The sequence below is a fragment of the Streptomyces sp. NBC_01408 genome (assembly GCF_026340255.1).
In the GTDB taxonomy this organism is placed as follows: domain Bacteria; phylum Actinomycetota; class Actinomycetes; order Streptomycetales; family Streptomycetaceae; genus Streptomyces.
Genome location: NZ_JAPEPJ010000001.1, coordinates 3,491,461 through 3,517,634 on the forward strand (window position 1 = coordinate 3,491,461; position 26,174 = coordinate 3,517,634).

Below are 26,174 nucleotides of genomic sequence, written 5' to 3' on the forward strand. Positions count from 1 at the left end.
TGGGCAAACCTTGCTGCTTTTCGCGAATACCGATACGTTCTGTGTGGTCTTGGAAGCTCAGCGTTAAGGCGGTGGGGTGGTATGTCTTTGTCCAGGCGGCAACGATTCCCTCGGGCCCGTACTTCGGTGCGCGCGGCTTGTCAGTTCGTAGGTGACACGCTCGCCGAGTGGGGTGTGACCGAGGGCCGGGACGACATGCGGCTTTGCGCCTCGGAGCTCGCTGCGAACGCCGTTCTGCACGGTGTGCCGCAGGGGTGAGTTGAGCGCATGGCGTCGCAGCGCCCGTCATGTCCCCGACCAGGGATGGCGGGCGCTGTGGCGTTCCCGCCCCTGGCTCCTTGTAGTCAACCGTTGTTGCGTTCCGTCGAAGTTCAGGCATGGTGCGGGCTGCGCTTTTTGCAGAGCAAGGGCACTACCGCGGCGGGGACTCGCTGCCGGCCAGACTGCGCCAGACCGCCACGACAATCACCAGCTGGGCGCCGAGGTAGGCAACCTGCGCGGACAGGCCGCGCAGCTGGTAGACCGACAGCAGCAACCCGACGCGACTGGGCCAGAGCTTCCTCTCGTCACTGAAGGTCGCCATGTCCATCCAGATACTGGTGAGCGTCAGGACGAGCAGCATGAGCGCGACATGCAGGAAGACGTAGCCGAGTTCCGTGTCGGTGATCTGGGCGACCAGGGCGCCCACGCAGACAGGGAAGGCGTAGGCGGCGGTCAGACTCAACGCACGCACAGGACTGCGGCGCCCGGGCAGTAGACGCCACAGTGCCCCCAGGGCCAGGCCCGCACCGGCCCATGCGACCTGCCATGCAAGAAACTTCGCCGCGATCTCCGGCAGCCCGATGAGGTCCTGGAACGTGGCCATCTGGGTCCAGGAGTCCTTGAGGTAGCTCAGCCAGACAAGAGCGGCGCTGGCCGGGATCCCGAAGCAGAATGCCAGGCGCGCGGCATGCCGGGCGTTCTCCCACCAGTGGCCACCGGGTCCCCAGCTGAGGGCGGCGTCCAGCACGGAGATCTGGGCCGGTGGACGACCCCGGCCCCATCCTGCGAACAGCCATTGATGCAGCTCGTCCAGTTTGTGTTCCAACTCCTCGCGCGTAAGACCCTCTCCGTGTCCACGGTCCAACGAGTACAGTTTATGATGCAAGTTGCGGAATTCGTGGGCCTTTGTCAGCAATGCACGTCGGTGTTGCCAGGTACCCAGTCTTCGAATGCGGAACTGTTCTCCCGCTCGGCTCAGCACGGAATACCGTCGACTGACCGCGACCACGACGTACAGGGAGGCAATGAGCATCAGGAGCCAGATACCGAACAGCACATTGGAACCAGCGAACTCGACCTGCCTCAACCCCACGGCAAGGGCGAAGACCGCGACTGTCAGCAGAAGATCGGCATCGGCCGGCCCCAACGAGAGCGCTTCGTTCTTGCCGTCGGGCTGAGCCCGCCGGGCCTCGATACGGATGTGCAGCAGCGCGACGAGCGCGATGCCTGTCAGGAGCCACGCATAGGCGTAGGCCCATGTGAGGCCGATGTATGCGAACTGCCTCAGAAAATCGCTCCGTACGCCATCGAGGGCAGTCCCGGTTTGATCACTGAGCCAATTGGCGCGCCTCCAATTGCGCTGATACGCCAACCAAGAGGAAGCGGGCAGGGCCGCTGCGACCACTGCCAGCAGGGCTCCCGAAGCCACGACGCAGCGGACCGGTGCCTTGTCCCACGTCGCGCTCCAGGACTTCCGGACCATGTATCCCTCCCGCGCGAAGCGCCACGCCCATGCCGCCATGGCAGCAAGCCACAACCACAGCGTCGCCAGTCCCAGCAGCGCGAGCCCGAAGACACCGGAAGTGGCCTGGGGCGTTCCCAGTGTCAGATCTGCCCTCAGGCTGAAGGGCCGAGGCGCCAGGACCAGTAACGAGCCGAACACGGCCACGGCTGAAGCAGTCGCAGTCACGGCCCAGACCTGACGGCGTTGGACGCCCTTGCAATCGATGGGTTCCTCGGCTCCGGGCTTCTGCTCGGCGGGGGAGGACGCGATGCGACACCATGGACGGGCGGCGAGGAGCAGAGCCAGCCCCGCTGCGATGCTGATGAGGTAGCGCCACGACGGGGTGACGAGTTCAGGCGAATCCACGAGCAGCAGACGCAGCATCAGGGCTACCGCCGCGCTGAGTACGGCCCACAGCAGAACCACCCGTGCAGGGCCGCCCATGGGCCCATCGCCCACCCTTACGACACGCCACCACCACCCCCGCGCGTTCTGCCCCGGCGGCGAGGCACGGAGCACGGCCACCGCGATCACCGCCGAGGTGAACACCCACCATGAGGCGACACCTGCCCGGCCCAGAGACCACCATCTCTCGCCCACGTTGAAGGAGCGCTGCCAGGGTGGATCCACATCGACCCGCACAAACAGGGCTTTCGGCTCGGCCCACACCAGACGGACCGAGTCAGCAGACGATACCGGGGGAAAAATATTATCGGCTTCGAGCCCATTCAATTTCACTTCAATGCGCTCCCATTGCGCATGCTCCAGCGTCTTCGGCGGCCGGAGAGCAACGTGCCAGTTCCGTCCCCCCTCATCGATCCCGATCCTCCACGGTCCGAGCAGAAATCCTTTGGCCTGCTCGATCCATGCGAACGCCCCATATTTCACGGTGACCCAGTTGCCCCCCACAGTTACCTGCGGGTGGTGGAGGCGCCACTCACGATTACGTGGGTCCGGGACTTTGTCGTCTCCACGTAGCAGGCAGCGCATGGCCATCCGGTATCCGGCAGATTTCTCAGTGAGTGCCAGATCTTTTGCGAGAGGCCACTCCTTTGAAACATTGACGGTCAAATTGGAGAGCACCTGAGCATAAATACGGTCATGGTAGTCGAAATCAATTTCGGCAACCACGCCGCTGGCCTTCAGTTTTCCCACCTCACAGGCGTCACGGTCCGCTCCGTGCGCCTCGGCCGCCACCCCTACCCACCCCGTCATGGCCACGATCAGCAACGGCAGCAGGCACCACCACCGGGCCTTCACGATTGCCTCGACGAGGACACCATTCCGCCCGCTCTCTCCCGGCTGCACATCCACACGTAAGCGTGAGGCGTGTTCCGTCGGGCGTAGACACGCAGCCACCGGCCGGTACCCACCCTCTTGGACGCCGCCACCCGGATTGCAGAAGAATAGTCGGCGATCAATGATGGAGTGGAGGTATCCCCAATTGCTGCACGGGACATGTCATGACCAACGCAAAGGGCTCCACTACGAGGAAGTCGCTCCCCCGCTTCGAGGAAGCCGAAGGGCTGGGGCCATCGGACAGGGAGTTCGTGCGGGACCTGGTCGCCGTGCTTGACAAGCACGGCAACCTGGACCGCTTCGGCCTGTGTCTCCTGCATGACCACTTCCCGCTCGCCGCGGACGAGGTAATGGTGGAGACCAACGACTCCGGCACTCGCACGCTGCACGCGCACGTGGAAAAGGTGGGGCGGACACGGCACGCCAAGGCCTCGCAGTGGAGGTTCGCGCCGCATGGCACAGAGTCCGGGGAAGGCCCCTATCGGGTGATCATGCTGTGTGACCCCCTCGACCTGTGCCCAGAGCGCGAGCGCGACCACTGACCCCCCCTTCGGGGAGACCCCTCATACGGTCCGTGCAACGGCGTACGGAACTCTGACGCAGCGCCCGCCATGTCCCCGACTGGGGATGGCGGGCGTTGTGGCGTTCACGCCCTTGACTCCTTGTAGTCGCACTGTTCCGTTCCGCAGAAGTTCCGGCCGGGCGGGGACTACGCTTCTCGCGGAGCAAGGGCACTGCGGAAGCGGGGAGTTGGCTCATGGCCAAGCCGAAGGACCAGGACGGGGCGCAGACGCCGGAGGAGTTCGCCCGGGAAGAGCTGCGCCGCAGGCGCGAGGCGGCCGGGCTCACCCAGGCGGCGCTGGCTGAGCTGATCTTCACCACCAGGTCCTACCTCGGCCAGATGGAGTCCGGCCAGCGCCGACTGCGCCCGGAGATCGCGGAGCTGATCGACAGGGAGCTGGGTACCGGGGACTACTTCTATCGCCTGGCCAGGGCGTTCAAGTCGAAGCATGCGGAGTACTTCGCCCCTGCGGCCGAGCTGGAGGGGCTGGCGAGAGCCATCTACCAGTACGCGTCCACGCTGGTACCCGGGCTGCTTCAGACGAAGGACTACGTCCGGGCCGTGACCCGCGCCAGCAACCCCACCGCGCTTGCCGAGCGCGTCGACGACCTGGTCGCGTCCCGCATGGATCGCGCACGACTGCTTGACGACCCGGCCACCCCTGAGGTGTGGCTCGTGCTGCACGAGGGCGTACTGCGGACGGCGGTCGGAGGGCACGGGGTGATGGCAGAGCAGTTGCGGCACATCTCGGCGTCTGTCCGCGCGCATCGGATCACGGTGCAGGTGGTGCCGTTCGCGGCCGGCGCGCATGGCGCTCTGGAGGCGTCCTTGAAGCTCATGCAGTTCGCCGACGCACCTGACGTGGCCTACACGGAGGGGCCCCACTCGGGGCAGTTGCTCGACTATCCGGCCCTGGTCCGGCGGTACTGGAGATCATACGATCTTGCCAGGGCCGCTGCGCTGTCGCCGGAGGTGTCCCTGACCTTGATCGAGTCGGCGGTGGAGGAGCACGCGAGATGCGCGCAGACGTGAAGGGCCTGTCCTGGCGGACATCCTCGTACAGCAACGGCGAGGGCGGCGACTGCGTCGAGGTGTCCGACGACCTCCCCGGCGCCGTCCCCGTCCGCGACACCAAGCTGGCGGACGGCGGCCCGGTGCTCGTGTTCCGGGCCTCCGCGTGGGCGTCGTTCGTGCGGGTCGTGCGGAGCCGAGGCTGATCCCGTGGCATCAGACCGATTGCAGGGGTGGGACGTTCCTCGCGATCGCGGCGGCCGGCAGCAGAATGCTCGGCTCGGCGCCGGGGTCCTCGACCACGACGACGCCGGCCGCCTGAATGTCGAAGCCTGTCGGCCAGATCGTGAGGTCGCTTGCCAGTGCGCCCTCCAATTTCGCCCGTGTCAGGTCGGCGCCAGTGAGGTCGGTTCCTCGGAGGTCGGCCAGCCTCAGATCCGCGCCGGCGAACTTGGTGCCACGGCCCCGCGCCTTGCGCAGATTCGCCTCCCGCAGGTCGGCGTCGGAGAAGTCGGCGTCGCTGAGGTCGGCCCTGACCATGCGAGCGCCCCGCAGGTCGGCTTCGATGCAGCGGCTCTGGTGGAGAACCGACGTCCCGAGCTCCACATGCCTCATGTTGGCCGCGATCAGCGATGCCTTGGTCAGGTTGACCTGGTAGATGCTCGCCGCTTCCAGGCAGGCGCCGTCGAAGTTGATGTGGTGCAGCCACAGTCCGTCGCAGTCGGCCCGACGCAGGTCGGTGTAGCTGACGTTGAGCCAGTCGGGCCGGCGTTCCTGGCACAGGACGCCGAGACCGGTGAGCGCCACCTGGGCATCCGCGGCACGGGTCTCCAGTGGAGGCACGGAGTTGATGGAGGATTGCGCCGGCGGGGAGTCCTGCCCTTGCGGAGGCCATGGCAGGTGAGTCCGAAGGAACGCGGCCATGATCGAGATGACCGCCTCACGGTCGTGCGGCGAATGGTCCGCAATCCGCCACAGCGCATAGAGACCACCTATCCGCACGTCCAGCTTCTCGCTGCCGAGCTGGTCGACCGCCCGGCTGAAGCGGTCGGTGATGTGTCCCTCTCGGGTGGCGTTCAACCCCTCCTGGTTGACCCTCAACTGTCGCCAGGTGGCGTACGCCCCGAAAAGGACGACAGCGCCACCGACTGCCTGCAGGAGCGTCGTGCGCACGTTGTTCACGGCTCCGAGCCGTTCAGCGACCCCGATCCGAGCACCTGCGAGATCGCGGTCGACCACCAGACCCGGCAGCACCACGACCACAACGGTCAGCGCGGCGAGCACGGCCAGCACCGCCGCCACCGCGAAGAGAGCGGAACTGACCCGACGACGCCGCGAGGCGACCGGTATGCGGCGGCCATGAGTAGATCCCCCCGTATCCATGCGCACATGATCGCAGGGCGGCACGGAAGCCGGTGGACCTATCCGGTCAGAGCACTAGGCGTACTCGGCGCGGGGGCCCGAGAGGTGCTCGGCCAGTACGGTCAGCCAGGCGCTCGGGGTGTGGGGGGACGGCGGGTCGACCTCCATGCCCAGTTCGGCGACGCCGACCGCGTAGTCGACCTCCTCCAGGCCCAGGGCGAGCAGTTCGCGCAGCTCACCGACGAGGCGCGCCACGACCGTCGGGTCGGCCGAGCCGGCGTAGTCGGCGACCGCGTTCTCGTGGTCCTCGAACTCCTCGGGCATGTCCTGCGAGAACCAGCCGCCCAGGAACTGGCCGAGCTCGGGGAAGCGGGCGTGCCACTCCCAGTGGGTCCCGGGCAGCGCCGACGGGGGCGGGACCAGGCCCTCCTCGGCGCTCCGCTTGATGTGGTCGGCGAGCAGCAGCAGCCACTGCTGGATCTCGGCCTCGGGGAGGCCGATGTCCGGGACCGGGTAGAACTCGCCGAGGCGCAGCCGCAGGCGGCCGGGCGGGTTCTGGGCGTAGGTGCGGAGCTGCTGCTCGGCCACCGACAGGGCCCAGGGACGGGTGTGCCAGGTGTGGCGCAGGTAGGCGGTGAGGGCCTGACCGGGCCGGTCGGGGGTGTCGTCGGCGGCGAGGCCGGCGTACGCGCTGACAACCTGGTCGAGCTCGCCGTAGCGGCGGTCGAACTCCAGGGGCTTCATGGACATGGGGCCTGTGCCTCTACAGGTAGATCGGGAAGGTGCCGTGCACGACGAAGCCGAGCGGGCTCGCAGGATCCCGCCGGAGCACCACCCGCGCGGCCCGCACATCCACGGCCCCGCGCCCGGCGAGCGCCATGGCCTGGATCAGGACGCGGCCGACGGGCTCCTCGCGCGAGGGCCAGGCGGCTTCGATGGTCAGGCGGGGGCGGGTGCCCTGGGCGAGCCAGCGGTGGATGGCCTGCTCGTTGCGGGTGACGACCTGCTGGGTGGCCCACTGGGCGGTTTCCCGGTCGGGGTACGTGGCGGATCTGGTGAGCACTCGGTTTTCCCGTTCGGGGGTCGGATCAGAGGGACTGGAAATTCCAGAACACGGCGACTTCGTCGTCGTTCACGGCGATCAGCCCGGCGTCCCAGTCGTAGTGGCTGAAGGAGTCGTGGCTCCGGGAGGGCGGGCTGTAGAAGTCGGGACGGTCGCCCTTCCAGCCGAGGTTGGTGTAGAAGCGGGTGCCGTCGGGGAAGCGCGACAGGATCGCATCGGCCCGGCGTTCCATCGTGGGCGCGCGCTCTTCCCAGTCCTGTGATCTGGTGATGTCCGAAGGGCTTGCTGCGGATCCGAGCAGGACGAGGAGCGACCGCACCGAGGACCGGGGGAGTTCTCCCACCCGTCGGCGGTAGCGTTCCGCATCCGCGGGGCCGGAGGGCGTCTCCAGCCACGGGAAGAGCGGATCGTCCTGGCGCTCTTCCTCCCCTTCGTAGGGGTCGATGGATTCCCAGCCCCGGGGGTCCCGCGTTTCGAGGCGCATGATCGCCCCGGCGTCGAGCCACCATTCGTCGTGCTTGCGCGGAGCGACGGCGACGAACGTGCAGAGCCATTGGTAGAGCTTCAACGCGTCCGACCAGGTCTGTGCGTCGAGCCGGCTTTCTTCCATGGTTCGCTCCATCATTCCGGTGCCGAGGTGTAGACGACGAACGGCGGGTTCAGGTTCGGGTCGTACTTGAGACGACTGGTCACGCCGTGCGTGTCCTGGGCGGGCCTCACCGTGCCGGTGACGGTGTCCACCGTGACGGTCTTGCCGGTCACGGTGGGGGCGGTGGACGGGCCTTCGGTCGGGACCGACGGGACGCCGATGCTGAGGTCCTTGGCGGGCGGCGGGTTCTTGAGCCAGTCCTGGATCTCCGGGGTGTTCTCTCGGATGTTGTACTGAGTGTATTTCTGCGCCGAATTCAGATCGGCGAAGGACGAGGAAGCGAGCACGTCGAACTTTCCGTTCGCGCGCTGCTCGTCCTTGATCCGCTGCAGGAGCTGCTCGTCCGTCTTGCCGACGTGCTTGTCGATGGTGTGGGCGCCGTTCAGCCCCTCGTTCGTCGCCAGGTCCAGCGAGTACATGTACGGGAAGGGGCTCTCCCCGCCGATCTGCCAGCTGTGTTCCTTCTTGAACTCGTTGAGCGAGCGGGCGCCGAAGCTGTGGGCGCGGGCGATCTCCGCCTGGTAGGTCGGGGCGCTCGTGATCGCGATGTCGAGTTCCGGGAGGAGGGCCTTGAGCTTGCCCGCCGCCTCGGTGAACTCCTTGTGGTACGTCTCGACGACCGCGTCACACCCCTCCTTGTCCATGTGGCTCCGGAAGGAGAGCACGAGCCGGCCGACGATCCCGCCGACGGCCAGCCTGGTCAGGTTCATCAGACTCAGGTCGGAGCATTCCTTGGCCATGGCCTTCGCCGCGTTGATGCCGGCCTGGCTCGTGAACTTTCTGGTCCTCTCACCGACGTCGGCGACGTGGTCCAGGAGGGCCGCGACCTCGTCCGCCGTCTTCTTCAGGACGTCGACGATGGGGCGCCGCCCGGACGGCGGGAGGTCCTTGGTGGTCCGCCACTGGCGGCCCGTCTGGCTCCGGTTCCCCTCCGTGTCCAGCTGGCGGCCCCACGCCGTGGTGCCCCAGATCGTCTGGCCGAAGGTCCGCATGGCCGTCTGCCACTCGCCCTTGTCCTTCGGATCGGTGATCCCGGCGATGGCCGTGTTGAAGTCGTCCGAGGCCTTCACGGCTTCGGAGCCGAGCTTCTTCCATGCCTTGGCCATGTCCCGGACCTCGTCGTCCTTGATGCCCGGGGTGATCTCGTGGACCTTGCCGAGGCGCAGGCCGTGCTCGATGGCGGGCCGGATGACGTCCGCGAGGAAGTCGGGGAACTCGCCGATCACGCCGGAGATCCACCAGGAATCGACGTCCTCGCCGGTGCCCGTCCACTTGATGGGGTTGACCGGCCCGTAGCGCGGAGGCTTGTTGATGACCACCGGCTCCGGCTGTCGGCGGGGCTGCGTTCCCTTGCGGCCGCCGGCCTCCCATTCGGCCAGTACGTAGTGGTTGGCGGTGTGGTTCAGGCCGATGGAGGCGCCGCCGGCACTGACCACGCTGCGGCCCCACGCTTCGAGGAACTTGGCGGCCACCTCCGCGTAGGCGTCCGCGAACGCGTCAGGGCCTCGGCCGGTCCCGGCGGACTGGTTGTACTTGTTCAGCACGTCGACGAGGACGAACGCCCGCTCGGCATGCGCGAACTGGGCTTCCTTCACCTGGTCGGAGGCATGGTGGACGTGCACCGGCTGGACGTCGAAGCCCCCGTTCGCCGCCGGGGAGGGCGGGGGCGTTCCGGCCATCAGGCGGCCCCCCAGCCGCGCAGCACGGCCCGGTGCGCGGAAGCGTAGGTGAGGTGGCCGTTCACCACGATGTCGTGCAGCCAGGCTTGGGTGGCCTGCAGGTCCTGGGCGGACCGGTCCCATTTGTCGAGCTGGTCGACGAAGGTCTGGCGGGCCTCGCCGTCCCAGCTGAGCACGGCCTTCTCGACGCGCCGGTAGAGCAGGTCGAGCTGTTCGTTGAGCGTCTTGAGGATCTCTTCGAGGTCGCCCGCCATACCCTGCAGCGCCGCGAAGTCGACTGATATGTGGTCGTCGCTCGACGACATGAATCCCCCTGCCTCTGGTGCTCCTGGTCCTGCCTACAGGTCGGCGATGCGGCTGCGTGGCGCGGGCGGCGCGGGCGGCGCGGTGTTGGGCGTGGACAGTGCGTCGGTCTCCGCCCGGACGTCCCTGTCGGCCTGGACGCGCCTGAAGTCCTCCAGGATCTCCAGCTCCTGCGCCGAGAACCCGTCCTTGCTCAGGCGGATCGCCTTGGCCAGGACCTTCATCGTCTGCCGGATGCGGACGGCGTCCTCGGCGGCGGCCCGGTGCTTGGCCCGGTACGCCTCCGAGGCCGGCCCGCGCCAGCGGGCCTCGATGCCGTCCACGATCTCGTCCATGCGCAGGAGCTGCTTCTTCAGGACTTCCTGCATCGTGTCGAGGTCACCGGCGAGCTTCTTGAGCTTGTCGCCGTCGACCGCGAGGTCTGCCGCGGGACCGGCCGAACCGGTCGAACTCGCCGCATCGGGAGCTGTGTTCACGGTGTCCCTTTCCCGAGTGTGCCGTCAAAAAGACCGTCCGGCCGACCGTAGCAAACGTCGAGAAAGGGCCTGCGAACCATTACTGGCCGGCCGGCCGGTCGGCCGACCGGACCGTCATCCGGCCGGGGTGCTCGGGGCGTCCTCGCCCGGAACCTCGCGGGGCGGTTCGTCGTCGTTGCCGCGGCGGAGGGTGTGGAGGCCACGGGTCGGGGTCCAGGTGCGGATGACCAGGTCGTCGCCGTCGACGGCGATCTGGACCACCTCCGTCAGGTCGGCGTGGAAGAGGTGGAAGGGGTGCGGGCTCTCCGTCTCCTCCGCGTACCGGTGCAGCTCCGGCGGGTCCAGCTGTTCCACCGCGCGGCCGGAGATCCGTACGTCCCCGTCCGGCATCGTCTCGCCCTCGCCCGGATTGGTGTGCAGGGCGAAGCGGGGGTCGCGCTGGAGGTCCCTGGCCTTCATCGAGCCCGCCATCATCCCGAGCCACAGCTCCCCGCCCCGGATGTCGACATTGAGCCCGGCCAGCCGGGGGGAGCCGTCTTTGCGGAGGGTGCCCAGCACGTGGTGCGGGTACTGCGCGAAGCGGGCCCGGACGGCCTCCGCGAATTCCGGCTCCGCCTTCTCGAACGCTGCCCAGTTGTTCGTCGTCATAGCCCCATCAAAGCGCCTGGCCGCGGCCGGGGCCGCCCGATAAGGCTCAGACACGCACGATGCCCGCACCGCGGGCCGCCGCCAGCCACGCGGGGAACTCCGCGACCAGCCGGTCGTACAGTTCCCCGTCCGGGACGGCGCGCGGGTTTGACCACGGGGCGGTTCGTCTCATCGAATCTCGATGGATGGAAACGATGCTGTCCCGTCAGGTGAGACGGGGAATCAGCGGGTCTTGGCGGTCGCTCCGGCCGCGATGATCGCGCCGGTCGAGTTGAACACGTAGCCGTCGGCGCGGTATAGACCCCCGCTATTACCGGTCTCGTAGCGCGTGAAGGCCGTGCGGCACTCCCGTTCGAGACCCGTGATCGGCCCGGAGTTGCAGGTGAAGGTCCCCGCGTCGCTACCGGCGGAGTCGTAGACGTGGAGGTATGCGTTCGCGTGCTGGCCGGTCCCCAGGTCCTCGTAGAGGCGCACCCAGGCGAAGTAGAAGTAGCCATACGTTGCCACCGAGGTCCGGCACAGTTGCACCGTGCCGATCTCCCGTGCGGACGCTCGGACCCGGATGTGGTTCGCCGACACAACGGTCCCTTCGCCGCCGCAGTTGGCCACTGCCGCCGGGGCCGGGGAGGCCCCGACCCCCACCGTGCCCAGTGCGAGTCCGGCGGTCACCACTGCCGCCCGCAGGCGTTTCCATGCCATTCGTTTTTCCCTCCCTCGGTCCGCGGGGGCCGGCGCGAGTCGCCGTGCCCGCCAGCGGAAGCCATCGACGCCCCGGCGTCTCACTCGACTTTGCATCTCCGCGGGTCGGGCCGTCGCGTGGCGGCGAGATCCAATGAACGGAACAGATGCAGGCCGGATACGGTGCAGGCATGCCTGAGGTACTCCCTGCCGACGTGGCCGACCTGCTCGGTTTCCTTCTCAGCGGGGAGGACCCCGTCCACGTGGCGCTCCGCGCTCACATCCCCCATCTGCGGGTGCGGGATCGGTGCACGTGCGGGTGCGGTACCGCGTACTTCGATCTCGACAGGACCGTGGTCTCCCCGGCACCGTCCAGGTCGGGCACGGTGGTGGTGGCGGAGGCCCAGATCGTCACGGAGGACGGGGAATGCCCCGGTGAGGTCTTGGTGTTCGCTCAGTCCGGCTACCTGTCATGGCTGGAGATCTGTTCCTGGAGCGACGACATCGAGGTAACGCTGGCCCTGGCCCGGCAGATGCTGCAGCGTTGACGAAGTCACCAGGCGCCGGAGCCGGACTGCTCCAAGGTCAAACTTTGGTGAGATCGGTCAAGGATCGGTGAGACGGGACAGCGATCTCGCTGATCCGCCCCTCGTGTCCGGATGTCCGTTGTCATCCAATCGAGGCGTTTGACAGCGAACCCAGTCGTTTCGGCTTCCTTGCCAGCGAACCTAGTCGTACCGGGTGACGGGCTGGGGGTGCTGGGTGGCTGTTTCGGTTGGGGTGGAGCCTGCAGAAGCATGTGTCGAGCTGTCGTACGTGGGCGCCGTACGTGAGCGGTTGCGGCGTCCGCTGCTGGACTGAGCCTTTTCCAACCTCAGTTTGAGCAGGTGAGGTGGAGGGTGAGGACGGCTTGGACGAGGCCGGTGATCCGGGTTGTCGAGCATCGCAGCTTGCGTAGTAGCTGCCAGGTCTTGAGGGTGGCGATGGCGGGTTCGACCAGGGCTCGGATCTTGGCCTGCGAGCGGTTCACGGCCTGCTGGCCGCGGGAAAGGTTCTCCCAGCGGCCTCGGTAGGGCACACGGACAGCCGGGCCCGCACCCTGGTAGCCCTTGTCCGCCCAGCAGTTGACGTCTGCTGCGGCGAGGGCGGTGAGGATGCCGTGTTCGCGTGCGGCTCGGATGTCGTGAACGGCCCCCGGCAGGGCGGGTGAGGCCCACAGCAGGCGTCCGGCCGGGTCGGTCAGAACCTGGACGTTCATGCCGTGCTTCTTGTGTTTTCCCGAGTAGAAGGGCCGGTCGGCGGCGATCCGGTCGATGGGCAGGAGCGTGCCGTCGAGCAGGACGAATGCTTTCCTCGACGCGGCGCGGACGGCTTGCTCGAGGGTCGGTGCCAGGGAGGCCAGGAGTTCGACGGCTTCGGTGATGTACCGGTAGGCCGTGGTCGTGCCGATGCCGAACCCGGTCGCGAGCTGGGCATAGGGATGCCCGTTGCGCAGGTGGGCGAGGGTGAGCAGGGCTTGTCGGCCGGCGCTGAGCCGGCGCCACCGGCTCCCGATCACGCGGCGGCGCTCGCGTATGCGGGCGGTCAGGAAGCGAAGGTGCGAGCTGGACAGGTCCAGCCCGGACGGGTGGACAAGCACGTGAAGCCTCTGGTCGGCACGGGTGATCTTCGTCGTGAACCCGTCTACCAGGGGCTTCACTCATCTGTCACGCCAACTGCCCCACCAGCACGGCAGGTTGGAAAGACCTCACTGTGTGACGGTCCGCTTTGAGGACATCGCTCCGGTGCGGCGCTTTCGCTGGTCGCGAGGCGAGCGTCACTTCCCTGGCTGGTACTGGGTGGCTACGACCGGGCAGCATGTGGGGTTCGAATCGTGGCTGGAACGGGACCGGCTCCTGCTGATGGACTTCGATTCCACGGTGGCGGGGATCCCTCGCAGCCGTTCTGGATGCACTGGTACGACGGTAAGCGGGAGCGTCGTCACGTTCCGGACTACTTCGTGCGGCGGGTGGACGGCTCGGCGGTGGTCGTTGATGTTCGCGCGGACGACCGGATTGAGCCGAAGGACGCTGAAGCGTTCGAGGAGACTCGTCTGGCCTGCGATCAGACCGGCTGGGGCTTTGAGCGGGTTGGAGTGCCGGAGAGGGTGCTGTTGGCGAATGTCCGGTGGCTGTCGCGCTACCGGCATCCCAGGTGCTTGAACAGCCCGATTGCGGACCGGCTCCGGGAGGTCTTCGCGGCCCCATGCCCGTTAATGGCCGGCGCCGATGCAGCCGGTGACCGTCTCGCGACGCTGCCCGCACTGTTCCATCTGTTCTGGCTCCAGGAGCTGACCGCCGAGGTGTCGGCGTACACCTCAACGTGGCCGGTCAGGTTCAGCTCTGCGTCCCCACCCTGAAGGAGGCGGGCGTACGCCCGATGAAGTCCCGCGCAGTGCGGGTGAGGTGGGCCTGGTCGGCGAAACCTGCGGTGGCTGCGGCCAGGGCGGCAGTCGAATCCGGCAGGTCGGCGATCGCGGTGCGGAGCCGGCTCCATCGGCGCAAGCGAGTAAGCGCAATGCCCACGTCCTGCCGGACCAGGGCGCGCAGCCGAGGGGCCGACAGGCCGGTCTCGTTGGCGATGGAGGCGATGGGCATGTCCGGATCGCGCAATGTGCACAGGTCGACAGCGTGGGCGACTCTCGGATCGAGCGGGGTCGGGCACCCGGCGAGTGTCCGCAGCTCGGCGTATCCGGCGGCCAGGTCCACACCGGTGCCGGGGCCGTCGGAATCGGTGGTGCCGAGCGCGGCGAGCAGGCGGCGGACCTCGCCTGCATCAAGCGGTATCGGCCCTGGGCAGGACGGCAGCAGCCAGGGGTCGATGAATAGGGCGATGTAGGGCGAGGTCGCCGCACAGGTATGGGCCAGTTGGGGCGGAACGATCAGCCCGGGCGCCGTCACCATGTGCCGTCCCGGCTGGAGGAGTTGGGCGTGGCCGCCGATCGGGAGCACGGCTTTCCACGCGGGCAGCCGGTGTTGGGCGACGCGGAATGGGCGGGACTCGGCGAACATCGTCGCTTCGGGGCCGGAGGCGAAGACGATGCGGCGATCGTTTTGTTCAAGCGCCCAGGCACGAGGTGAACGGATCATGGTGCCATGCACGCTATCGCTGCCGTCGCCTTGGCGATGTTCCTGGTCGTCACGGGGGTCATGCATTTTCTGGCCCCCGGCTACTTCCGCATGCTGATACCCGCATGGCTCCGCCGGGAGCGGTTCCTCGTGGCCGTCAGTGGGGCGGCGGAGGTCGTGGTGGGTGCGCTGGTGCTGGTTCCGTGCAGCAGGCCGGCCGGGGGCTGGGCCGCCGCCGTCCTGATCACCTGTTACCTGGTGTCCCACGTGGACGCGCTGCGCCGCGCGCGGCCGGACCGGCCCCGGCTGCTGGAGCGGCCGGCCGGTGCGGTGGCCCGGCTGGTGGTGAACGTCCTGTACATCGCCTGGGCGGTTGCCGTGGCCAGATCCGCGCCCTGATGCCGATGCGCGGTGACCGATTTGTCAGAGGTGGCGCCGAAGCCGCCCGTAGCCCCCAAGTCCCAAAGGAAGTCATGCCATGAGTCATCGCCTCGTCGTCGTAGGTGCCGGCTACGCCGGTCTGCTGGCGGCCAAGCGCCTCGCCCGCAAGCTGCGCCGCAGCGATGTCACCATCACGCTGGTCAATGCCTCAGACCGGTTCGTGGAACGGGTCCGGCTCCATCAGCTGGCCGCCGGGCAGCGATGGGCGGCGCCGTCGTTGCGTCAACAGCTCCGCGGGACATCGGTCCAGCTGGTCGTCGGACGCGTGACCGCGATCGACACCACTGGCCGGACCGTGTGTATGGACGTCGCGCCCGGAGCGATCGGCTACGACACCCTGGTGTACGCGGTGGGCAGCCGGGCGCGGCTCGACGATGTCCCGGGGGCAGTCGAGCACGCGTACGCTGTCGCCGGCTCTGAGCAGGCGACGCGGTTGCGGCACAGGGTTGCCGAGGTGGCGTCAGGCGGCACTGTCGCGGTGGTCGGCGCAGGGCTGACCGGGCTGGAAACCGCCTCGGAACTGGCCGAGAGTTACCCCGAGTTGCGAGTCCGGCTGTTCACCGGTGCCGATGACGTGGGGTCCGGGCTCGCGCCGCGAGCCCGGACCCACCTGCGGCGCACTCTGGACCGGCTGGGCGTCTCGGTGCATCCGAAGACCTTCGTCGCGGCGGTGCGGGAGGACGGCCTGGACACCCGCGATGGCGCGCCGTTCGCCGCTGACGCCGTTGTGTGGACCACCGGGTTCCGTGCGCCGGAGCTGGCCCGCGCGGCAGGGTTCGCCACGGACGAGAGCGGCCGGATGCTCGTCGACGCCACTCTGCGCTCGGTCTCGCACCCTGAGGTGTACGCCGTCGGTGACGCGGCTGCCGGGGTGTCGGTGGGCGGGGCACCGAGCCGCATGTCCTGCCAGACAGCGCTGCCCATGGGCCGGGGTGTGGCCGATGTCGTTGCGGCTCGGCTGACGGGCCGGGAACCCGGGCCCGTTCGGATCGGTTACGCCTTCACCAACATCAGCCTCGGCCGGCGTGACGGTGTCGTCCAGTTCACCCACGCCGACGACAGCCCGCGCGGGTTCGTCCTGACAGGACGCGCCGCGGCGGCCTTCAAGGAGACTGTCGTGCGAAGTACGGTACGTTCCGGGCCGCGCGGCGAGTCGGGCAGTGATGAGTCGGATGCCTGAGCCAACCCGCCTGCCGTAGGGACGATCTTGTGACCTCACGAGGTCCGCTCACGAACGCGTACTAACACCTGGGGACGTTCACCGGCTCTGTCGCTGATCTTGTGATGCTGGGTGGTTGAGCTGGGGAGCCAAGGCCGTACGCCGACACGAGGAGATGACGGTGGAGTTGCTTGGCCCGTCCACGATCGTGCGCCTGGTGAGTGGAGGTGTCCGGTGACGGGGAGAGAGCGGCGGGTTCCTCCGACGGCCAGGATCGCGGAGTTCCCCGAGACGGCTGCCGGACAGGCTCGCTGGTGGGAGAACCACATTCTCGAGGTCCTGGACGGACTGCCTGCTGATGCTCCCGAGGGGACTTCCCCACGGCCGGAGTTCGATCCGAGGGTGAACTCGCTCGCCCAGCGCGAGCGGGCCAAGGCAGACGAGCTGACGGCGGCCGGACACGCGATGTCGGCCAGCGGCATCAAGCAGCGGCGCCAGCGTTACCAGCGCGACGGTCTGGTCGGACTGGCCGACGGCCGGTCAGCCAAGCGGATGCCGGCCTTCGGCAGGGTTGCTCCGGCTGTGACCGAGGCAATGCAGCAGGCGATCGCCGAGACGGCCGAGGCATCGTCGAAGACGATCGGCTTCGTGGTCTGGCGGGCGACGCAGATCCTGGCGGCCCGTGAGGACGCGGCGGACATCGAGGTGCCCTCACAGCGCATGCTCTACCGGCTGTTCGACAAGATGGCCATCGGCACCCACGCGACGGGCTCGGCGACCGCCCGCCGTTCATCGGCCGCGCGTCCGGCCGGACCGCTCGGGGAAGTGCCAGCTTGCGCACCGGGCGAGTGGATGCAGATCGACTCCACGCCGCTGGACATCCTGGTGCGGTTGGACGAGGGGATCGCCGAGAAGGTCGAACTGACAGGAATGGTCGACCTGGCCACCAGGTCCCTTCCCGCTGCGGTGCTTCGGCCGACGACGAAAGCGGCTGATGCTTCTGCTCTCCTGGCCCGGAGTGTCACTCCTGAGCTGATGTGTCCTGGCTGGTCAGAAGCCCTTCGGATGTCGAGGTCGGCATTGCCCCACCGGCGGCTGCTGGGCTTGGACGAGCGGCTGGAGCACGCGGCCGCGAGGCCGGTGATCGTGCCGGACACCCTGAGCAACCCGAAACTGATACGCGCCTGCGCCGGGCTCGACGGCTCGGCCCCCGGAACAGCCGGCGCCGCCGCCCACACGCTCAAGCTCCTGGCCCGGCGGATTCAGCACCTCACCGATGAGATCGAAGATCTCACCACGCGGATCAGAGACGTCATCACGCAGCACAACCCGCAGCTCCTGGGGTGCTACGGCGTCGGCCCGGACACCGCCGCGACCCTTCTGATCGCAGCGGGCGACAACCCGGAACGGCTCCGCAGCGAGGCCTCGTTCGCAGCTCTCTGTGGCGTCAGCCCAGTCGAAGCCTCCTCCGGGAAGACCCAGCGGCGGCGCCTCAACCGGGGCGGAAACCGGCAGGCCAACTCCGCCCTCTATACCGTCGTGCTGGCCCGTCTCCGCTGGGACACCCGCACCCGCACCTACGTCGACAGACGTGTCTCCGAAGGCAAGACCCGACGCGAAGCGCTCCGCTGCCTCAAACGCTACGTCGCACGCGAGATCCACCGGCTGATCACCTTTGCCAGCGCAGACCCACACACCCACCTCCTGGCAGCTTGACATCCATAGGGGCATCAAGCGCGGCTACGTCTTCCTGGGCACCGTGACCGCAGCGTCGCTGGTCATCTGGCTGCGGTCATGACCAATCGACGGCTGAAGCTACTGGCCGGCGCGGCGGTTGAGCCAGGACTTCTCCAGTTCCGACAGCGGTGGCGGTGGCACCGGGCCGGTGTCGTTGTAGAGGGCGATGGGGTCGTTCGGATCGGACCATGAGCCGACCGTCACCAGCCGGTAGACGAACTCGCCGCTGTCTGGAAGCGGAACCGTGATGGTCGCAGGCGCCGGCGGGCCGGGGATACAGCGGCCGACGTCCTCGCCATAGGGCCCTCCGCCGAAGATGGCGTGCATCCAGCCGCTCGGTGGCCGTCCAGTCAGATCGAATACGTCTTCCATGCCCTCCCCCTCAACTGCCGAGATCGTACGGCAACAGATACTGCAGACGGTCTATCAAGATCGGCCGGGACAGCTCCTAGCCAAGTCGAATTTCGATCAAGACTCCGCAGACCACATCCTGTCGATGGTGCTCTGGTGAGTTGACACTGATCAGCGGGCCGGAAACGAAGCCAAAGCAAGATCCCACTGGTCAGCTGCGTGAAGTAGAGCAGCTGTATCTACCCGAGCCTCCACGAAGTGCTGGTAGATGTCTGCTCCGTTCTCACCCTGCTGCCATGGGGGTGCCGCCTCCATGGACAGGTGCACGCGAATCACCGCGCCGTCGTCACTTCGACCGACGAGGCTGAAGGCCAGGACCGGCTCGACGAACCACTTGTCCGGGGACAGGTAGCCGTCGGCATCTGGCCCGGTCACCTCAACCGTCCCTGCAGCCACCGCGCGCAGCCAAGCGGACACCTCACGGGCCTCATCGGTCAGCAGACAAGGATCAGTGAAAGACCAGATGCCCTCCGGAGTCATCGCAGTGCCGCCGATGACGAGCCAGTTGTCATCGTAGGAGTCGCCGCGGACCTCGGAGAACTGGTACCGCAGCGGGCAGAGCTCGACACTGCTTGCGTGATCACCCAAAAGCATTGCCCCAGGGTGTCACGGACCGTCTCGACGTTACACAGTCCCTCGAAACACGCCAGCACAACCCCATGGGCGAGCTGGGTAAGACGGGCCGTTTGACATCCAACTTAGTCGCTCCAGGTCAGGGAGCCGCGCTGGACTAACTTCCTTGTCAAAGGACACCGGACAGGGAGATCTCCTCCATGGCGTCGACGTCCGTGGAGAAGAACACCACCGGTACGCGCCTACGGCTGTTCGCCGCGTGCGGTGGGCGGAACTGCGGGGTCTTCGAGGTCTTCGAGGTCTTCGAGCATGGCGGCCGCCAGGTCGCGCTCGGAGGCGTAGTACCGCTCGGCCCACTTGAGGGTGAGCGCCGGGTACGCCGACGACGGGCCGTCCTGCGACGGGCCGTCCTGCGCGTCCGTCTTGTCGGCCACCGCGCGCAGGCGCATCTCCTCCGCGAACTCCTGTTGCTGGAGCAGGAGTTCGCGCATCTGCTCCGGTTCCAGGAGGTGGCCCAGCCATAGGCGCAGCATCGGTCCGTGCTTGAGGACCGGGGGGTCGGGCGGGGTCTCGCGGGCCCATTCCCGTACGGCCGTCATGCCGGTTCCGGTGATCCGGTACACCCGCTTGTCGCGGGTGCCGGTCTCCTGGGCGACCGTCCGGGAGGAGGCGTAGCCGGCCCGCTCCAGGCGCTTGAGCTCGCTGTAGATCTGGCTGAAGGACGGACTCCAGTAGAAGAAGCGCAGCGACCGGTCCGACCGCTTCTTCAGGTCGTAGCCGGAGAGCTCCTCCCCGAAGGAGAGCAGTCCGAGGACCGCCCAGCTGGTAGCGGGGAGCGGGCGCCTGTTCGTCTCGTCTGCCACGCAGCGCAGTCTACGACCGGTCTCCGCGGCCCCCTTCCGGCGTTGTGGTGTTACTGCTAGAAGTATTTCTAGTAGGTATATGAACGTCTGGTGAGGAAGGGTGTGGCGTGGGCGTCTGCCTCGACGGAAAGGTCGTCGTCATCACCGGCGCCGGACGCGGCCAGGGCGCCGCCGGGGCCCGGCTGTGCGCGCGGGCGGGCGCGCGGGTCGTCGTCACGGACGTACGGGAGGACGAGGGCCGGGCGGTGGCGGCGGAACTCGGCGACCAGGGCCTGTACGTCTGGCACGACGTGGCCGACCCGGAGAGCTGGACCGAGGTGGTGGCGCGGGCCGTCGGCGCCTTCGGCACGCTCTCCGCGCTGGTCAACAACGCGGCCCTGTGGCGCACGGCCCACGTGGAGCGGCAGACGCTGGAGGAGTTCCAGACGCTGCTACGGGTCAACCTGCTGGGCCCCTTCCTCGGCATCCAGGCGGTGGCGCCGGTGCTGCGGGCGGGCGGGGGCGGCTCGATCGTCAACATCTCCTCGACGGCCGGGCTGGCCGGGATACCGGGCCACGCGGCCTACGGCTCCACCAAGTTCGCCCTGCGCGGGCTGACCCGGTCGGCGGCGCTGGACCTGGCCGGGGACGGGATCCGGGTCAACTCGGTGCATCCGGGGGCGATCGACACCCCGATGGTGGCCGAGGCGGTCGCGGGGCGGGACTGGTCGCACGTACCGCTGGGGCGCATGGGCCGACCGGAGGAGGTCGCGGAGCTCGTCCTCTTCCTCTGCTCGGACGCGTCCTCGTACGTGACGGGCAGCGAGTTCGCCGTGGACGGCGGGACGACGGCCGGGTGATTGGCGGGCGCCCTCGGCCAAGGCGGCGGGGCGGCCGGATTCGAACCGGCGTCCTCCTGAACTGGGTCAGGCGCACTGCCTCTGTGCTACGACCCCGCCAGGCCGGAAGCTTAGCGGTCGGCTCCGGAAGTCCTTCGGAGGGTGATCAAGTCTCAGGCGGAGGAACCTTGGGGAAGGGCTTCGGCTGCGGCGGTGCGGGCGTAGAGGACGGAGCGGCCGGCGCGGTGGGCGCTGACCAGGCCCGCGTTGCGTACTCGGTCAGGCAGTTCCACCGGAACCGCCTGACGGCGCCCTCGATCTCCTCCCGCTGTGCTTCTCCCTCGCGGGCCTCGCGGGCCTCGCGGGCCTCGCGGGCCTCGCGGCAGCGGCGAGAGCGGTGGCTGGCACTGATGACGGCCCGCCGGTCGGCCCCGGCCCCGAAGCCTTCGTGACACTTTCCGCGCAAGCGTCACAACGATCCGGGTGCACCCTCCTGAACGGGATCCTCGAATTCCGGGTGTCCTGGACCGCCGGTCGAGGCAGCGCCGCGCAGTGCTGCCTCGACTCGGCGGTTGCTGGTCATGTTCGCCGTGATGGCGGTCATGGTGAGGAGAAGGCCGGCGGCGGCGTAGAGCGGGGTGCGTATGTCGTAGGTGGTGGCCAGCCAGCCGCCGAGGAAGGCGCCGAACGGGGCGGCGCACATGGCGAGCATGCGGGAGGTGGAGGCGACCCGGCCCATCAGGTGGGCGGGGACGATCGCCTGTCGGAGGGAGGGGCCGAGCACCATCGTGGCGCCCATGCCCGCTCCGCAGACGGCGAGCGCGAGGCCGGCGACGTACGGGTTCGGGGCGACGGCAAGGCCCAGGATGGCGAGTCCCTCGACTGCGGCCGTGCAGGTGAGCGCGGTGCCGGTGCCGAGTCGGCGGCCGAGGGAGGAGGCGATGCCCGCGCCGAGCAGGCCGCCGGTGGCCTCCGCCGTGAGGAGCAGGCCGAAGCCGAAGGTGTCGATGCCGAGACGATCGTGCGCGAAGAGGGCGAGTACGGTCTCCACGGCGAGGAAGGCGATGTTCCCGACCGCCGGACGCAGCGCCAGCCCGAGCAGCAACCGGTCCCGGAAGACGTACGAGGCGCCGGCCCGCGCCTGCCGCAGCAGCGACTCACGGGCCTGCGGTGCGGGCCGGGGCGCGGCAGGCAGCGACCGTACGAGCAGTGCGGAGAGCGCGAACGACACCGCGTCGGCGAGCAGCGGAACCGCCCGCCCGAGCGCGAGCAGGGCACTGCCCGCAGGCGGCCCCGCGAAGCCGGACGCGGCTGTCTGGGTGCCACGCAGGCGGGAGTTGGCGCGCTCCAGGAGCGCGGGATCGCGGCCGAGCAGATCCGGCAGATAGGCCGTGGCGGCCGTGTCGAAGAAGAGTCCGCCGAGGCCGAGCAGGAAAGCGACGGCGGCGAGCAGTGGAATGCTCAGCACGTCGAGCGCGGCCGCTGCCGCCGGTATCGCGAGCAGCACCGCGCGTGCCGCGTCCGCGACCCACATCGTGCGCCGGCGGTCCCAGCGGTCCACCAACGCACCGCCGAGCACCCCGAAGAGCAGCCACGGCAGCGTCCCGGCGGCCGTGACGACGGCGAGCGCCATCGGATCCCGCGTCAGCGTCAACGCGAGCAGCGGCAGCGCGGCATGCATCACCCCGTCACCGAGCGAGGACACCGTCTGCGCAGTCCACAGCCGTCCGAACCCGGTCGGCAGCTTCCGAACGTCTGAAGTCACTTGGCGTCCCCTTCGGCCTGCTCGCGCGGTGTCGGGTGGAACAGCGCGAAGACGAGTGACGCGTCCGGCAGCGATGGATCGGACAGCTCCCGGTACTCGTCCGCCAGTGCCTGCAGCCGCGACCCCAGCTCCGCGAACTGCTTCTCGGTGAGCCGAAGATGCGCCATCCGTACGTGCCGCTCGCCATCCGCCGGCGCTGCCTCCAGGTCCGCCACCGCATGCCGCATCAGCACATCCGGCCCTCCCTCGCCCGGATCCGGCAGCACGATCGCCCGCGCGGCCATTGCGTAGTACCGCTCGGTGACCCCCCGGACCTTCCGCGTTCGTACCACCTTCACCAGGCCGGCCCGTTCGAGCAGCCGTACGTGGTAGCTGGAACTCCCCTTCGCAAGGCCCACTCGCCCGGCGATCTGCGTAATCGTCGCCGGCTCGAAGCGGAGCACGGCCATGATCCGGTGACGCGTGAGGTTGGAGACGGCGCGTAGCTGCTCGTCAGTGGTGACGTGAAACGTCTCGGGAAGATCATCGGCAGGCATGCGCCTAATGGTCAACGACTCTTGACCATTAGGCAAGGGGATTTCGTACGGTCTTCCGGAACTCGCTGTCCGGCGTGAGAGGTCTTCGCTCCTGCGCCAGGTGGCCGCGGCCGACTCCCTGCCGCCGCTGGTCTGGGACCGCCGACACGGCTAGCGGCTCGTGGACAACGCCCCAGAGATCTAGATCGGCTACGAACCGTCCTGGAGGGGGCTCTCCGATCCTGTTCCTTCCCTCGGGGGGCACGGGACGCGAGCTGGTACTCGTCCGTGCCGAGCGGTACCCCGCCCCAGCTGCTGGCGTACAGGTCCAGGACGCGCGCTGCCTTGGGGTGGAAGTCCGGGTCGCTGATGAAGATCCAGGAGCGGTGCTGCCAGGGCTTGCTTGCGTCCCGGCCGAGCCAGCGGCGCACGGTGGACGCGGAAAGGGCCGGGGCGATCCGGCGGGCGACGGCCTCGCGGGCCGGTTCTGGGCACGACCAACGTGACAGCGGCGCGATCCGTGACCGGACCCTGGCCTGGTGCGGAGTCAGATGACCACGGGCCGCCTTCTTCAACCGGTGCCGCTCGGCAGCGGTCAGGGCTATCGGGCGGGCGGCAGGAACAGGCAGGGCAGACAAGCCGATCAGCAGAAGTGGATCACAACATCACGGGTGTTGTTCATGCGGTTTCGTGGTGGAGGGAGTCCAGGACGGTGAGTTCGTCCGCGGAAAGGCGAAGAGCGCCGGCGGCTACGTTCTGAGTGAGGTGGTCGGGGTCTCCGGTGCCGGGGATGGCCAGGACGTGGGGGCCCTGGTGCAGGGTCCACGCCAGCCGGATCTGGGCTGCTGACGTCCGCCGCCACGCATCCGGTCCACCGGACCTGGGCCGACCAGGTACGGCCGCGCATGGTGGCTGCCGGGCTGGACCGGGGCTGGCTCTCCGAGATGATCCCGCCCACCGGCTACGTTCCCGACTTCCTCAACCCCGCCCCCGCCGGACCGGCCCCCACGCCGGCGGCAGAGCGGGATGCGATCCTGGCCTTGCCCGCCGAACGGGTACGCCAGGACCTCGACCACCTGGCCCGCCACCAGGGGAATCTCGGCCCCCGGTTGCGAACCCTGCATGCCGACCCGCAGACGCGGCTGGCCAAGGTCGTCGAAGAGATCGAAACGTACTGGGAGCTGGCGCTCGCCCCCTACTGGGCACGGATCCGCGAAGTGCTGGACGCAGACATCTTCTACCGGACCCGCATGGTCGCCGAGCACGGTACGGGCCGCCTCTTCAACGAACTGCACACCTCGGTGAGCTGGGACGACAACGAACTGCGACTGGCCCGCCGAAAGCAGCCGCTGAATCGCAAGACGGCAGGCACGGGTCTGCTGCTGATTCCCTCGGCCTTCACCGGACCGGGACTGCGCACCCGGACGACGCCGCCGGATCCACCCCAACTCGCCTATCCCGCAAGGGGTGTCGGATCGCTCTGGAAGACACGGCCCGTCACTCAGGGCGACGCCCTCGCTGCCGTTCTAGGCCGCTCGCGGACCCTGCTCCTGACCGAACTGGAGGCGCCGGCCTCCACCACACAGTTGGCCCACCGCACCGGACTCTCCCCGGCCGGGGTATCCCAATACCTCACCGCACTACGCCACGCGGGCCTGGTCAGCGCCCACCGCGCGGGCCGCTCCGTCCTCTACGCCCGCACTGCCGCGGCCGAAACCGTTCTCCAAGCAGCCTCGGCCTGAGGTTCGGTCAACCCCCGAAGGACTTCCGGAGCTGACCACTTAGCCCAAGGCCCGGCCCCGGCCCCGGGCCCGGACGGTGGCTACTGCTTGATGGTGTACGAGCAGCCCTTCGTGGTCGTGACCCCGTCGCTCTCCGCGACCGTCTTGCCGTCCACCGTGATCTTGCAGGGGGCCTGCTGCAGCTTGCCGCCGGCGCCCGTGATCGTGCCCGGCACGACGTTCACCAGGTAGCCCACCTTCTGCTCCGCGGCGGTGAGTTCGGCCGTGCCCGACTTCGACCACGGCAGGGTCTGCTGCTCGAAGCCGCTCCCGATGCCGCTGAACATGATCGCCGTCTGGCCCGTGCCCCCGACCTCCAGGGTCACCTGGTGGGTCGCGCCACCGGACTTGGCCGGCGCGGAGGAGGAGCCCCACCCTGCCGGCGGCGTCGCGGACGGCGAAGCCGTGGGTGCGGGCTTGCCGCCCTCCCCGGCAGCCTTCGGGTCCTCGCTCCCGCAGCCGGTGAGCAGCACCGCCACCGCGGCGCACAGCGTCATCCCGGTCATTGTCCTTCGCATGTTCCCCGTACCTCGTTCTCGTCGCTCGCCGCTCATCGCGCGTTGTTCGAAGCGGCTGTTCGGATCACGGGGGATCTCATCACATCCGGAACGGCTTCTCCGAACTGGTGTCGGCGGATGTGATCGAAAACAATGGCCGCATGACGACACGCGCCCGTGCCCGCTCCTTCGATTCCGCCGCCGCGCTGTACGGCGCGCACCGGCCCGGCTATCCGCCGGCCCTGTTCGACGCCGTCGAGACCCTCGCCGGACGGTCGCTCGCCGGGGCCCGGGTGGCCGATGTGGGGGCGGGGACCGGGATCGCCAGCGCGCTGCTGCGCGAGCGCGGGGCCGAAGTCGTCGCCGTGGAGCCCGGGGACGGGATGGCGGCCGAGTTCCGCCGGGCGAACCCCGGGATCCCGCTCGTGCGCGGGGACGGGGACCGGCTGCCGCTGGCGACCGGCGCGTTCGACCTCCTCACCTACGCCCAGGCCTGGCACTGGACCGACCCGGCCCGCTCCGTCCCCGAGGCCCGCCGCGTACTGCGCCCGGGCGGCGCGCTCGCCATCTGGTGGAACGACACGGACTCGGCCGTCCCGTGGGTCGCCGAACAGGAGGAACGGCTCCGGGTGTTCTTCGGGTCGCCGCAGGGGCAGGGGCAGGGGCAGGGGCAGGGGCAGGCGCAGGCGCAGGGGCAGGGGCAGCAGCAGGGGCACGCGCAGAGCTTCCGCACGCTGCCGCGGGGGCTAGGCGAGTTCACCACCCGCTCCCTGCGGTGGTCCCGGCGCGTCACGCTGGACGACCACCTCGCCAACCTCGCCAGCCACTCCGCCTTCCTGGTGCTGGGCGAGGCCCGCACCCGCGCTTACTTGGCCGCCGAACGGGAGCTGCTGGCCCCGCTCTTCCCCGACGGCACCGTCGAGGAGCAGTACGTCGTCACCCTCGGCGTCGCCCTGGTGTGACGCGGTCCTGCCCGGGGCGTTCGCGGAGAGCAGTGCTCTTGAGCACTGCT

Annotated in this window: 29 protein-coding genes, 1 tRNA gene and 2 pseudogenes; 11 read left to right on the forward strand and 21 right to left on the reverse strand. The window is 68.8% G+C overall.

Translation table 11 applies throughout. The annotated features are described in order from the left end of the window. Positions 1-412: 412 nt before the first annotated feature. Entirely contained in the window at positions 413-3,079 is a 2,667-nt protein-coding gene (locus OG447_RS15870) for a DUF6185 family protein (protein ID WP_266937164.1), read from the reverse strand. A gap of 149 nt (positions 3,080-3,228) precedes the next feature. On the opposite strand from OG447_RS15870, the gene OG447_RS15875 reads away from it, so the two are divergent. The 3 genes from OG447_RS15875 (at position 3,229) to OG447_RS15885 (ending at position 4,843) form a co-directional block, all read left to right on the forward strand. After that, positions 3,229-3,606: a hypothetical protein gene (locus tag OG447_RS15875; RefSeq protein WP_266937165.1), complete on the forward strand. Its 378-nt coding sequence runs from the start codon at positions 3,229-3,231 to the stop codon at positions 3,604-3,606. Between the two features lie 215 nt (positions 3,607-3,821). Next, the gene (locus tag OG447_RS15880; RefSeq protein ID WP_266937167.1) at positions 3,822-4,658 is read left to right on the forward strand and encodes a helix-turn-helix transcriptional regulator; all 837 of its coding nucleotides are present in this window, start codon (positions 3,822-3,824) and stop codon (positions 4,656-4,658) included. Next, positions 4,643-4,843, forward strand: coding sequence for a DUF397 domain-containing protein (locus tag OG447_RS15885; protein WP_266937168.1), 201 nt, complete (start codon positions 4,643-4,645; stop codon positions 4,841-4,843). The genes OG447_RS15880 and OG447_RS15885 overlap by 16 nt, the downstream gene beginning before the upstream one ends. A 10-nt stretch (positions 4,844-4,853) precedes the next feature. On the opposite strand, the gene OG447_RS15890 is transcribed toward OG447_RS15885, so the two are convergent. From OG447_RS15890 to OG447_RS15935, 10 genes and pseudogenes are all read right to left on the reverse strand, one after another. After that, positions 4,854-5,939, reverse strand: coding sequence for a pentapeptide repeat-containing protein (locus OG447_RS15890; protein WP_323181776.1), 1,086 nt, complete (start codon positions 5,937-5,939; stop codon positions 4,854-4,856). Positions 5,940-6,074: 135 nt separating this feature from the next. Continuing rightward, positions 6,075-6,749, reverse strand: a complete 675-nt coding sequence (locus OG447_RS15895; RefSeq protein ID WP_266937170.1) for a contact-dependent growth inhibition system immunity protein — start codon at positions 6,747-6,749, stop codon at positions 6,075-6,077. A 13-nt stretch (positions 6,750-6,762) separates the two neighbouring features. Beyond that, a complete protein-coding gene (locus OG447_RS15900; protein WP_266937172.1) occupies positions 6,763-7,062 on the reverse strand; it encodes an RNase A-like domain-containing protein in 300 nt (99 codons plus the stop codon). A gap of 25 nt (positions 7,063-7,087) precedes the next feature. Beyond that, positions 7,088-7,672, reverse strand: coding sequence for a hypothetical protein (locus tag OG447_RS15905; RefSeq protein WP_266937174.1), 585 nt, complete (start codon positions 7,670-7,672; stop codon positions 7,088-7,090). Between the two features lie 11 nt (positions 7,673-7,683). Continuing rightward, a complete protein-coding gene (locus OG447_RS15910; protein WP_266937176.1) occupies positions 7,684-9,390 on the reverse strand; it encodes an RNase A-like domain-containing protein in 1,707 nt (568 codons plus the stop codon). Continuing rightward, positions 9,390-9,695 (reverse strand): WXG100 family type VII secretion target, encoded by a 306-nt coding sequence (locus OG447_RS15915; RefSeq protein ID WP_266937178.1) that lies wholly within the window; start codon positions 9,693-9,695, stop codon positions 9,390-9,392. Before OG447_RS15915 ends, OG447_RS15910 begins: the two co-directional genes overlap by 1 nt. A 33-nt stretch (positions 9,696-9,728) precedes the next feature. Continuing rightward, entirely contained in the window at positions 9,729-10,169 is a 441-nt protein-coding gene (locus OG447_RS15920) for a WXG100 family type VII secretion target (protein ID WP_266937179.1), read from the reverse strand. 114 nt (positions 10,170-10,283) lie between these two features. After that, positions 10,284-10,817, reverse strand: coding sequence for a pyridoxamine 5'-phosphate oxidase family protein (locus OG447_RS15925; RefSeq protein WP_266937180.1), 534 nt, complete (start codon positions 10,815-10,817; stop codon positions 10,284-10,286). Between the two features lie 46 nt (positions 10,818-10,863). After that, positions 10,864-10,965 (reverse strand): annotated as a pseudogene (locus tag OG447_RS15930) (VWA domain-containing protein); the annotation flags it as partial. A gap of 74 nt (positions 10,966-11,039) precedes the next feature. Then, the gene (locus OG447_RS15935) at positions 11,040-11,516 is read right to left on the reverse strand and encodes a hypothetical protein (protein ID WP_266937181.1); all 477 of its coding nucleotides are present in this window, start codon (positions 11,514-11,516) and stop codon (positions 11,040-11,042) included. Between the two features lie 170 nt (positions 11,517-11,686). Here OG447_RS15935 and OG447_RS15940 point away from each other — a divergent pair, with 170 nt between their 5' ends. Further along, on the forward strand, positions 11,687-12,043 hold the full coding sequence (locus OG447_RS15940; protein ID WP_266937183.1) for a hypothetical protein: 357 nt from the start codon (positions 11,687-11,689) through the stop codon (positions 12,041-12,043). Positions 12,044-12,369: 326 nt separating this feature from the next. Here OG447_RS15940 and OG447_RS15945 read toward each other — a convergent pair whose 3' ends face one another. After that, entirely contained in the window at positions 12,370-13,134 is a 765-nt protein-coding gene (locus tag OG447_RS15945) for an IS5 family transposase (RefSeq protein WP_266937185.1), read from the reverse strand. Between the two features lie 309 nt (positions 13,135-13,443). On the opposite strand from OG447_RS15945, the gene OG447_RS15950 reads away from it, so the two are divergent. Beyond that, positions 13,444-13,893 carry a TnsA-like heteromeric transposase endonuclease subunit gene (locus OG447_RS15950; protein ID WP_266937187.1) on the forward strand — a complete coding sequence of 150 codons (450 nt, stop codon included), beginning with the start codon at positions 13,444-13,446 and terminating at the stop codon, positions 13,891-13,893. Here the strand turns inward: OG447_RS15950 and OG447_RS15955 are convergent. Beyond that, on the reverse strand, positions 13,871-14,623 hold the full coding sequence (locus OG447_RS15955; RefSeq protein ID WP_266937188.1) for a helix-turn-helix domain-containing protein: 753 nt from the start codon (positions 14,621-14,623) through the stop codon (positions 13,871-13,873). The two genes, OG447_RS15950 and OG447_RS15955, sit on opposite strands and share 23 nt — an antisense overlap. Before the next feature lie 6 nt (positions 14,624-14,629). Here OG447_RS15955 and OG447_RS15960 point away from each other — a divergent pair, with 6 nt between their 5' ends. The 3 genes from OG447_RS15960 to OG447_RS15970 all read left to right on the forward strand — a co-directional run bounded on the left by OG447_RS15960 (position 14,630) and on the right by OG447_RS15970 (position 17,918). Continuing rightward, positions 14,630-15,001: a hypothetical protein gene (locus tag OG447_RS15960; RefSeq protein ID WP_266937190.1), complete on the forward strand. Its 372-nt coding sequence runs from the start codon at positions 14,630-14,632 to the stop codon at positions 14,999-15,001. Between the two features lie 79 nt (positions 15,002-15,080). Beyond that, on the forward strand, positions 15,081-16,223 hold the full coding sequence (locus OG447_RS15965; protein WP_266937191.1) for an NAD(P)/FAD-dependent oxidoreductase: 1,143 nt from the start codon (positions 15,081-15,083) through the stop codon (positions 16,221-16,223). Positions 16,224-16,604: 381 nt separating this feature from the next. Next, on the forward strand, positions 16,605-17,918 hold the full coding sequence (locus OG447_RS15970; protein ID WP_266937192.1) for a transposase: 1,314 nt from the start codon (positions 16,605-16,607) through the stop codon (positions 17,916-17,918). Positions 17,919-18,017: 99 nt separating this feature from the next. On the opposite strand, the gene OG447_RS15975 is transcribed toward OG447_RS15970, so the two are convergent. The 3 genes from OG447_RS15975 to OG447_RS15985 all read right to left on the reverse strand — a co-directional run bounded on the left by OG447_RS15975 (position 18,018) and on the right by OG447_RS15985 (position 19,786). Further along, on the reverse strand, positions 18,018-18,311 hold the full coding sequence (locus OG447_RS15975) for a hypothetical protein (RefSeq protein ID WP_257552399.1): 294 nt from the start codon (positions 18,309-18,311) through the stop codon (positions 18,018-18,020). A 150-nt stretch (positions 18,312-18,461) separates the two neighbouring features. Beyond that, entirely contained in the window at positions 18,462-18,944 is a 483-nt protein-coding gene (locus OG447_RS15980) for a hypothetical protein (protein ID WP_266937193.1), read from the reverse strand. Positions 18,945-19,165: 221 nt separating this feature from the next. After that, a complete protein-coding gene (locus OG447_RS15985; RefSeq protein ID WP_266937194.1) occupies positions 19,166-19,786 on the reverse strand; it encodes a helix-turn-helix transcriptional regulator in 621 nt (206 codons plus the stop codon). A gap of 107 nt (positions 19,787-19,893) precedes the next feature. On the opposite strand from OG447_RS15985, the gene OG447_RS15990 reads away from it, so the two are divergent. After that, positions 19,894-20,625 carry a glucose 1-dehydrogenase gene (locus tag OG447_RS15990; protein WP_266937196.1) on the forward strand — a complete coding sequence of 244 codons (732 nt, stop codon included), beginning with the start codon at positions 19,894-19,896 and terminating at the stop codon, positions 20,623-20,625. 23 nt (positions 20,626-20,648) lie between these two features. Here OG447_RS15990 and OG447_RS15995 read toward each other — a convergent pair. From OG447_RS15995 to OG447_RS16010, 4 genes and pseudogenes are all read right to left on the reverse strand, one after another. Next, a tRNA-OTHER gene (locus tag OG447_RS15995) sits at positions 20,649-20,724 on the reverse strand. 349 nt (positions 20,725-21,073) lie between these two features. Further along, the gene (locus OG447_RS16000) at positions 21,074-22,369 is read right to left on the reverse strand and encodes an MFS transporter (protein WP_266937198.1); all 1,296 of its coding nucleotides are present in this window, start codon (positions 22,367-22,369) and stop codon (positions 21,074-21,076) included. Further along, a complete protein-coding gene (locus tag OG447_RS16005; RefSeq protein ID WP_266937200.1) occupies positions 22,366-22,905 on the reverse strand; it encodes a transcriptional regulator in 540 nt (179 codons plus the stop codon). Before OG447_RS16005 ends, OG447_RS16000 begins: the two co-directional genes overlap by 4 nt. Positions 22,906-23,562: 657 nt before the next feature. Continuing rightward, positions 23,563-23,727, reverse strand: a pseudogene (locus tag OG447_RS16010) (aldo/keto reductase); the annotation flags it as partial. A 62-nt stretch (positions 23,728-23,789) separates the two neighbouring features. Here OG447_RS16010 and OG447_RS16015 point away from each other — a divergent pair. Then, positions 23,790-24,626, forward strand: a complete 837-nt coding sequence (locus tag OG447_RS16015) for a winged helix-turn-helix domain-containing protein (RefSeq protein WP_323181777.1) — start codon at positions 23,790-23,792, stop codon at positions 24,624-24,626. Positions 24,627-24,706: 80 nt separating this feature from the next. Here the strand turns inward: OG447_RS16015 and OG447_RS16020 are convergent, their stop codons facing one another. After that, on the reverse strand, positions 24,707-25,162 hold the full coding sequence (locus OG447_RS16020) for a hypothetical protein (RefSeq protein ID WP_266937201.1): 456 nt from the start codon (positions 25,160-25,162) through the stop codon (positions 24,707-24,709). Positions 25,163-25,323: 161 nt separating this feature from the next. Between OG447_RS16020 and OG447_RS16025 the strand changes: the two genes are divergently transcribed. Then, positions 25,324-26,124, forward strand: coding sequence for a class I SAM-dependent methyltransferase (locus tag OG447_RS16025; protein ID WP_266937203.1), 801 nt, complete (start codon positions 25,324-25,326; stop codon positions 26,122-26,124). Positions 26,125-26,174 lie beyond the last annotated feature (50 nt).

Coding starts and splice junctions, on each gene's coding strand:
- OG447_RS15880 (WP_266937167.1), top strand. CDS start 3,822: ATGGCCAAGCCGAAGGACCAGGACGGGGCGCAGACGCCGGAGGAGTTC.
- OG447_RS15960 (WP_266937190.1), top strand. CDS start 14,630: ATGCACGCTATCGCTGCCGTCGCCTTGGCGATGTTCCTGGTCGTCACG.
- OG447_RS15975 (WP_257552399.1), bottom strand. CDS start 18,311: ATGGAAGACGTATTCGATCTGACTGGACGGCCACCGAGCGGCTGGATG.
- OG447_RS15935 (WP_266937181.1), bottom strand. CDS start 11,516: ATGGCATGGAAACGCCTGCGGGCGGCAGTGGTGACCGCCGGACTCGCA.
- OG447_RS15980 (WP_266937193.1), bottom strand. CDS start 18,944: ATGCTTTTGGGTGATCACGCAAGCAGTGTCGAGCTCTGCCCGCTGCGG.
- OG447_RS16025 (WP_266937203.1), top strand. CDS start 25,324: ATGACGACACGCGCCCGTGCCCGCTCCTTCGATTCCGCCGCCGCGCTG.
- OG447_RS15885 (WP_266937168.1), top strand. CDS start 4,643: ATGCGCGCAGACGTGAAGGGCCTGTCCTGGCGGACATCCTCGTACAGC.
- OG447_RS15910 (WP_266937176.1), bottom strand. CDS start 9,390: ATGGCCGGAACGCCCCCGCCCTCCCCGGCGGCGAACGGGGGCTTCGAC.
- OG447_RS15875 (WP_266937165.1), top strand. CDS start 3,229: ATGACCAACGCAAAGGGCTCCACTACGAGGAAGTCGCTCCCCCGCTTC.
- OG447_RS15940 (WP_266937183.1), top strand. CDS start 11,687: ATGCCTGAGGTACTCCCTGCCGACGTGGCCGACCTGCTCGGTTTCCTT.
- OG447_RS15895 (WP_266937170.1), bottom strand. CDS start 6,749: ATGTCCATGAAGCCCCTGGAGTTCGACCGCCGCTACGGCGAGCTCGAC.
- OG447_RS16015 (WP_323181777.1), top strand. CDS start 23,790: ATGGTGGCTGCCGGGCTGGACCGGGGCTGGCTCTCCGAGATGATCCCG.
- OG447_RS15955 (WP_266937188.1), bottom strand. CDS start 14,623: ATGATCCGTTCACCTCGTGCCTGGGCGCTTGAACAAAACGATCGCCGC.
- OG447_RS15905 (WP_266937174.1), bottom strand. CDS start 7,672: ATGGAAGAAAGCCGGCTCGACGCACAGACCTGGTCGGACGCGTTGAAG.
- OG447_RS16005 (WP_266937200.1), bottom strand. CDS start 22,905: ATGCCTGCCGATGATCTTCCCGAGACGTTTCACGTCACCACTGACGAG.
- OG447_RS15915 (WP_266937178.1), bottom strand. CDS start 9,695: ATGTCGTCGAGCGACGACCACATATCAGTCGACTTCGCGGCGCTGCAG.
- OG447_RS15965 (WP_266937191.1), top strand. CDS start 15,081: ATGAGTCATCGCCTCGTCGTCGTAGGTGCCGGCTACGCCGGTCTGCTG.
- OG447_RS15925 (WP_266937180.1), bottom strand. CDS start 10,817: ATGACGACGAACAACTGGGCAGCGTTCGAGAAGGCGGAGCCGGAATTC.
- OG447_RS16020 (WP_266937201.1), bottom strand. CDS start 25,162: ATGACGCTGTGCGCCGCGGTGGCGGTGCTGCTCACCGGCTGCGGGAGC.
- OG447_RS15950 (WP_266937187.1), top strand. CDS start 13,444: ATGCACTGGTACGACGGTAAGCGGGAGCGTCGTCACGTTCCGGACTAC.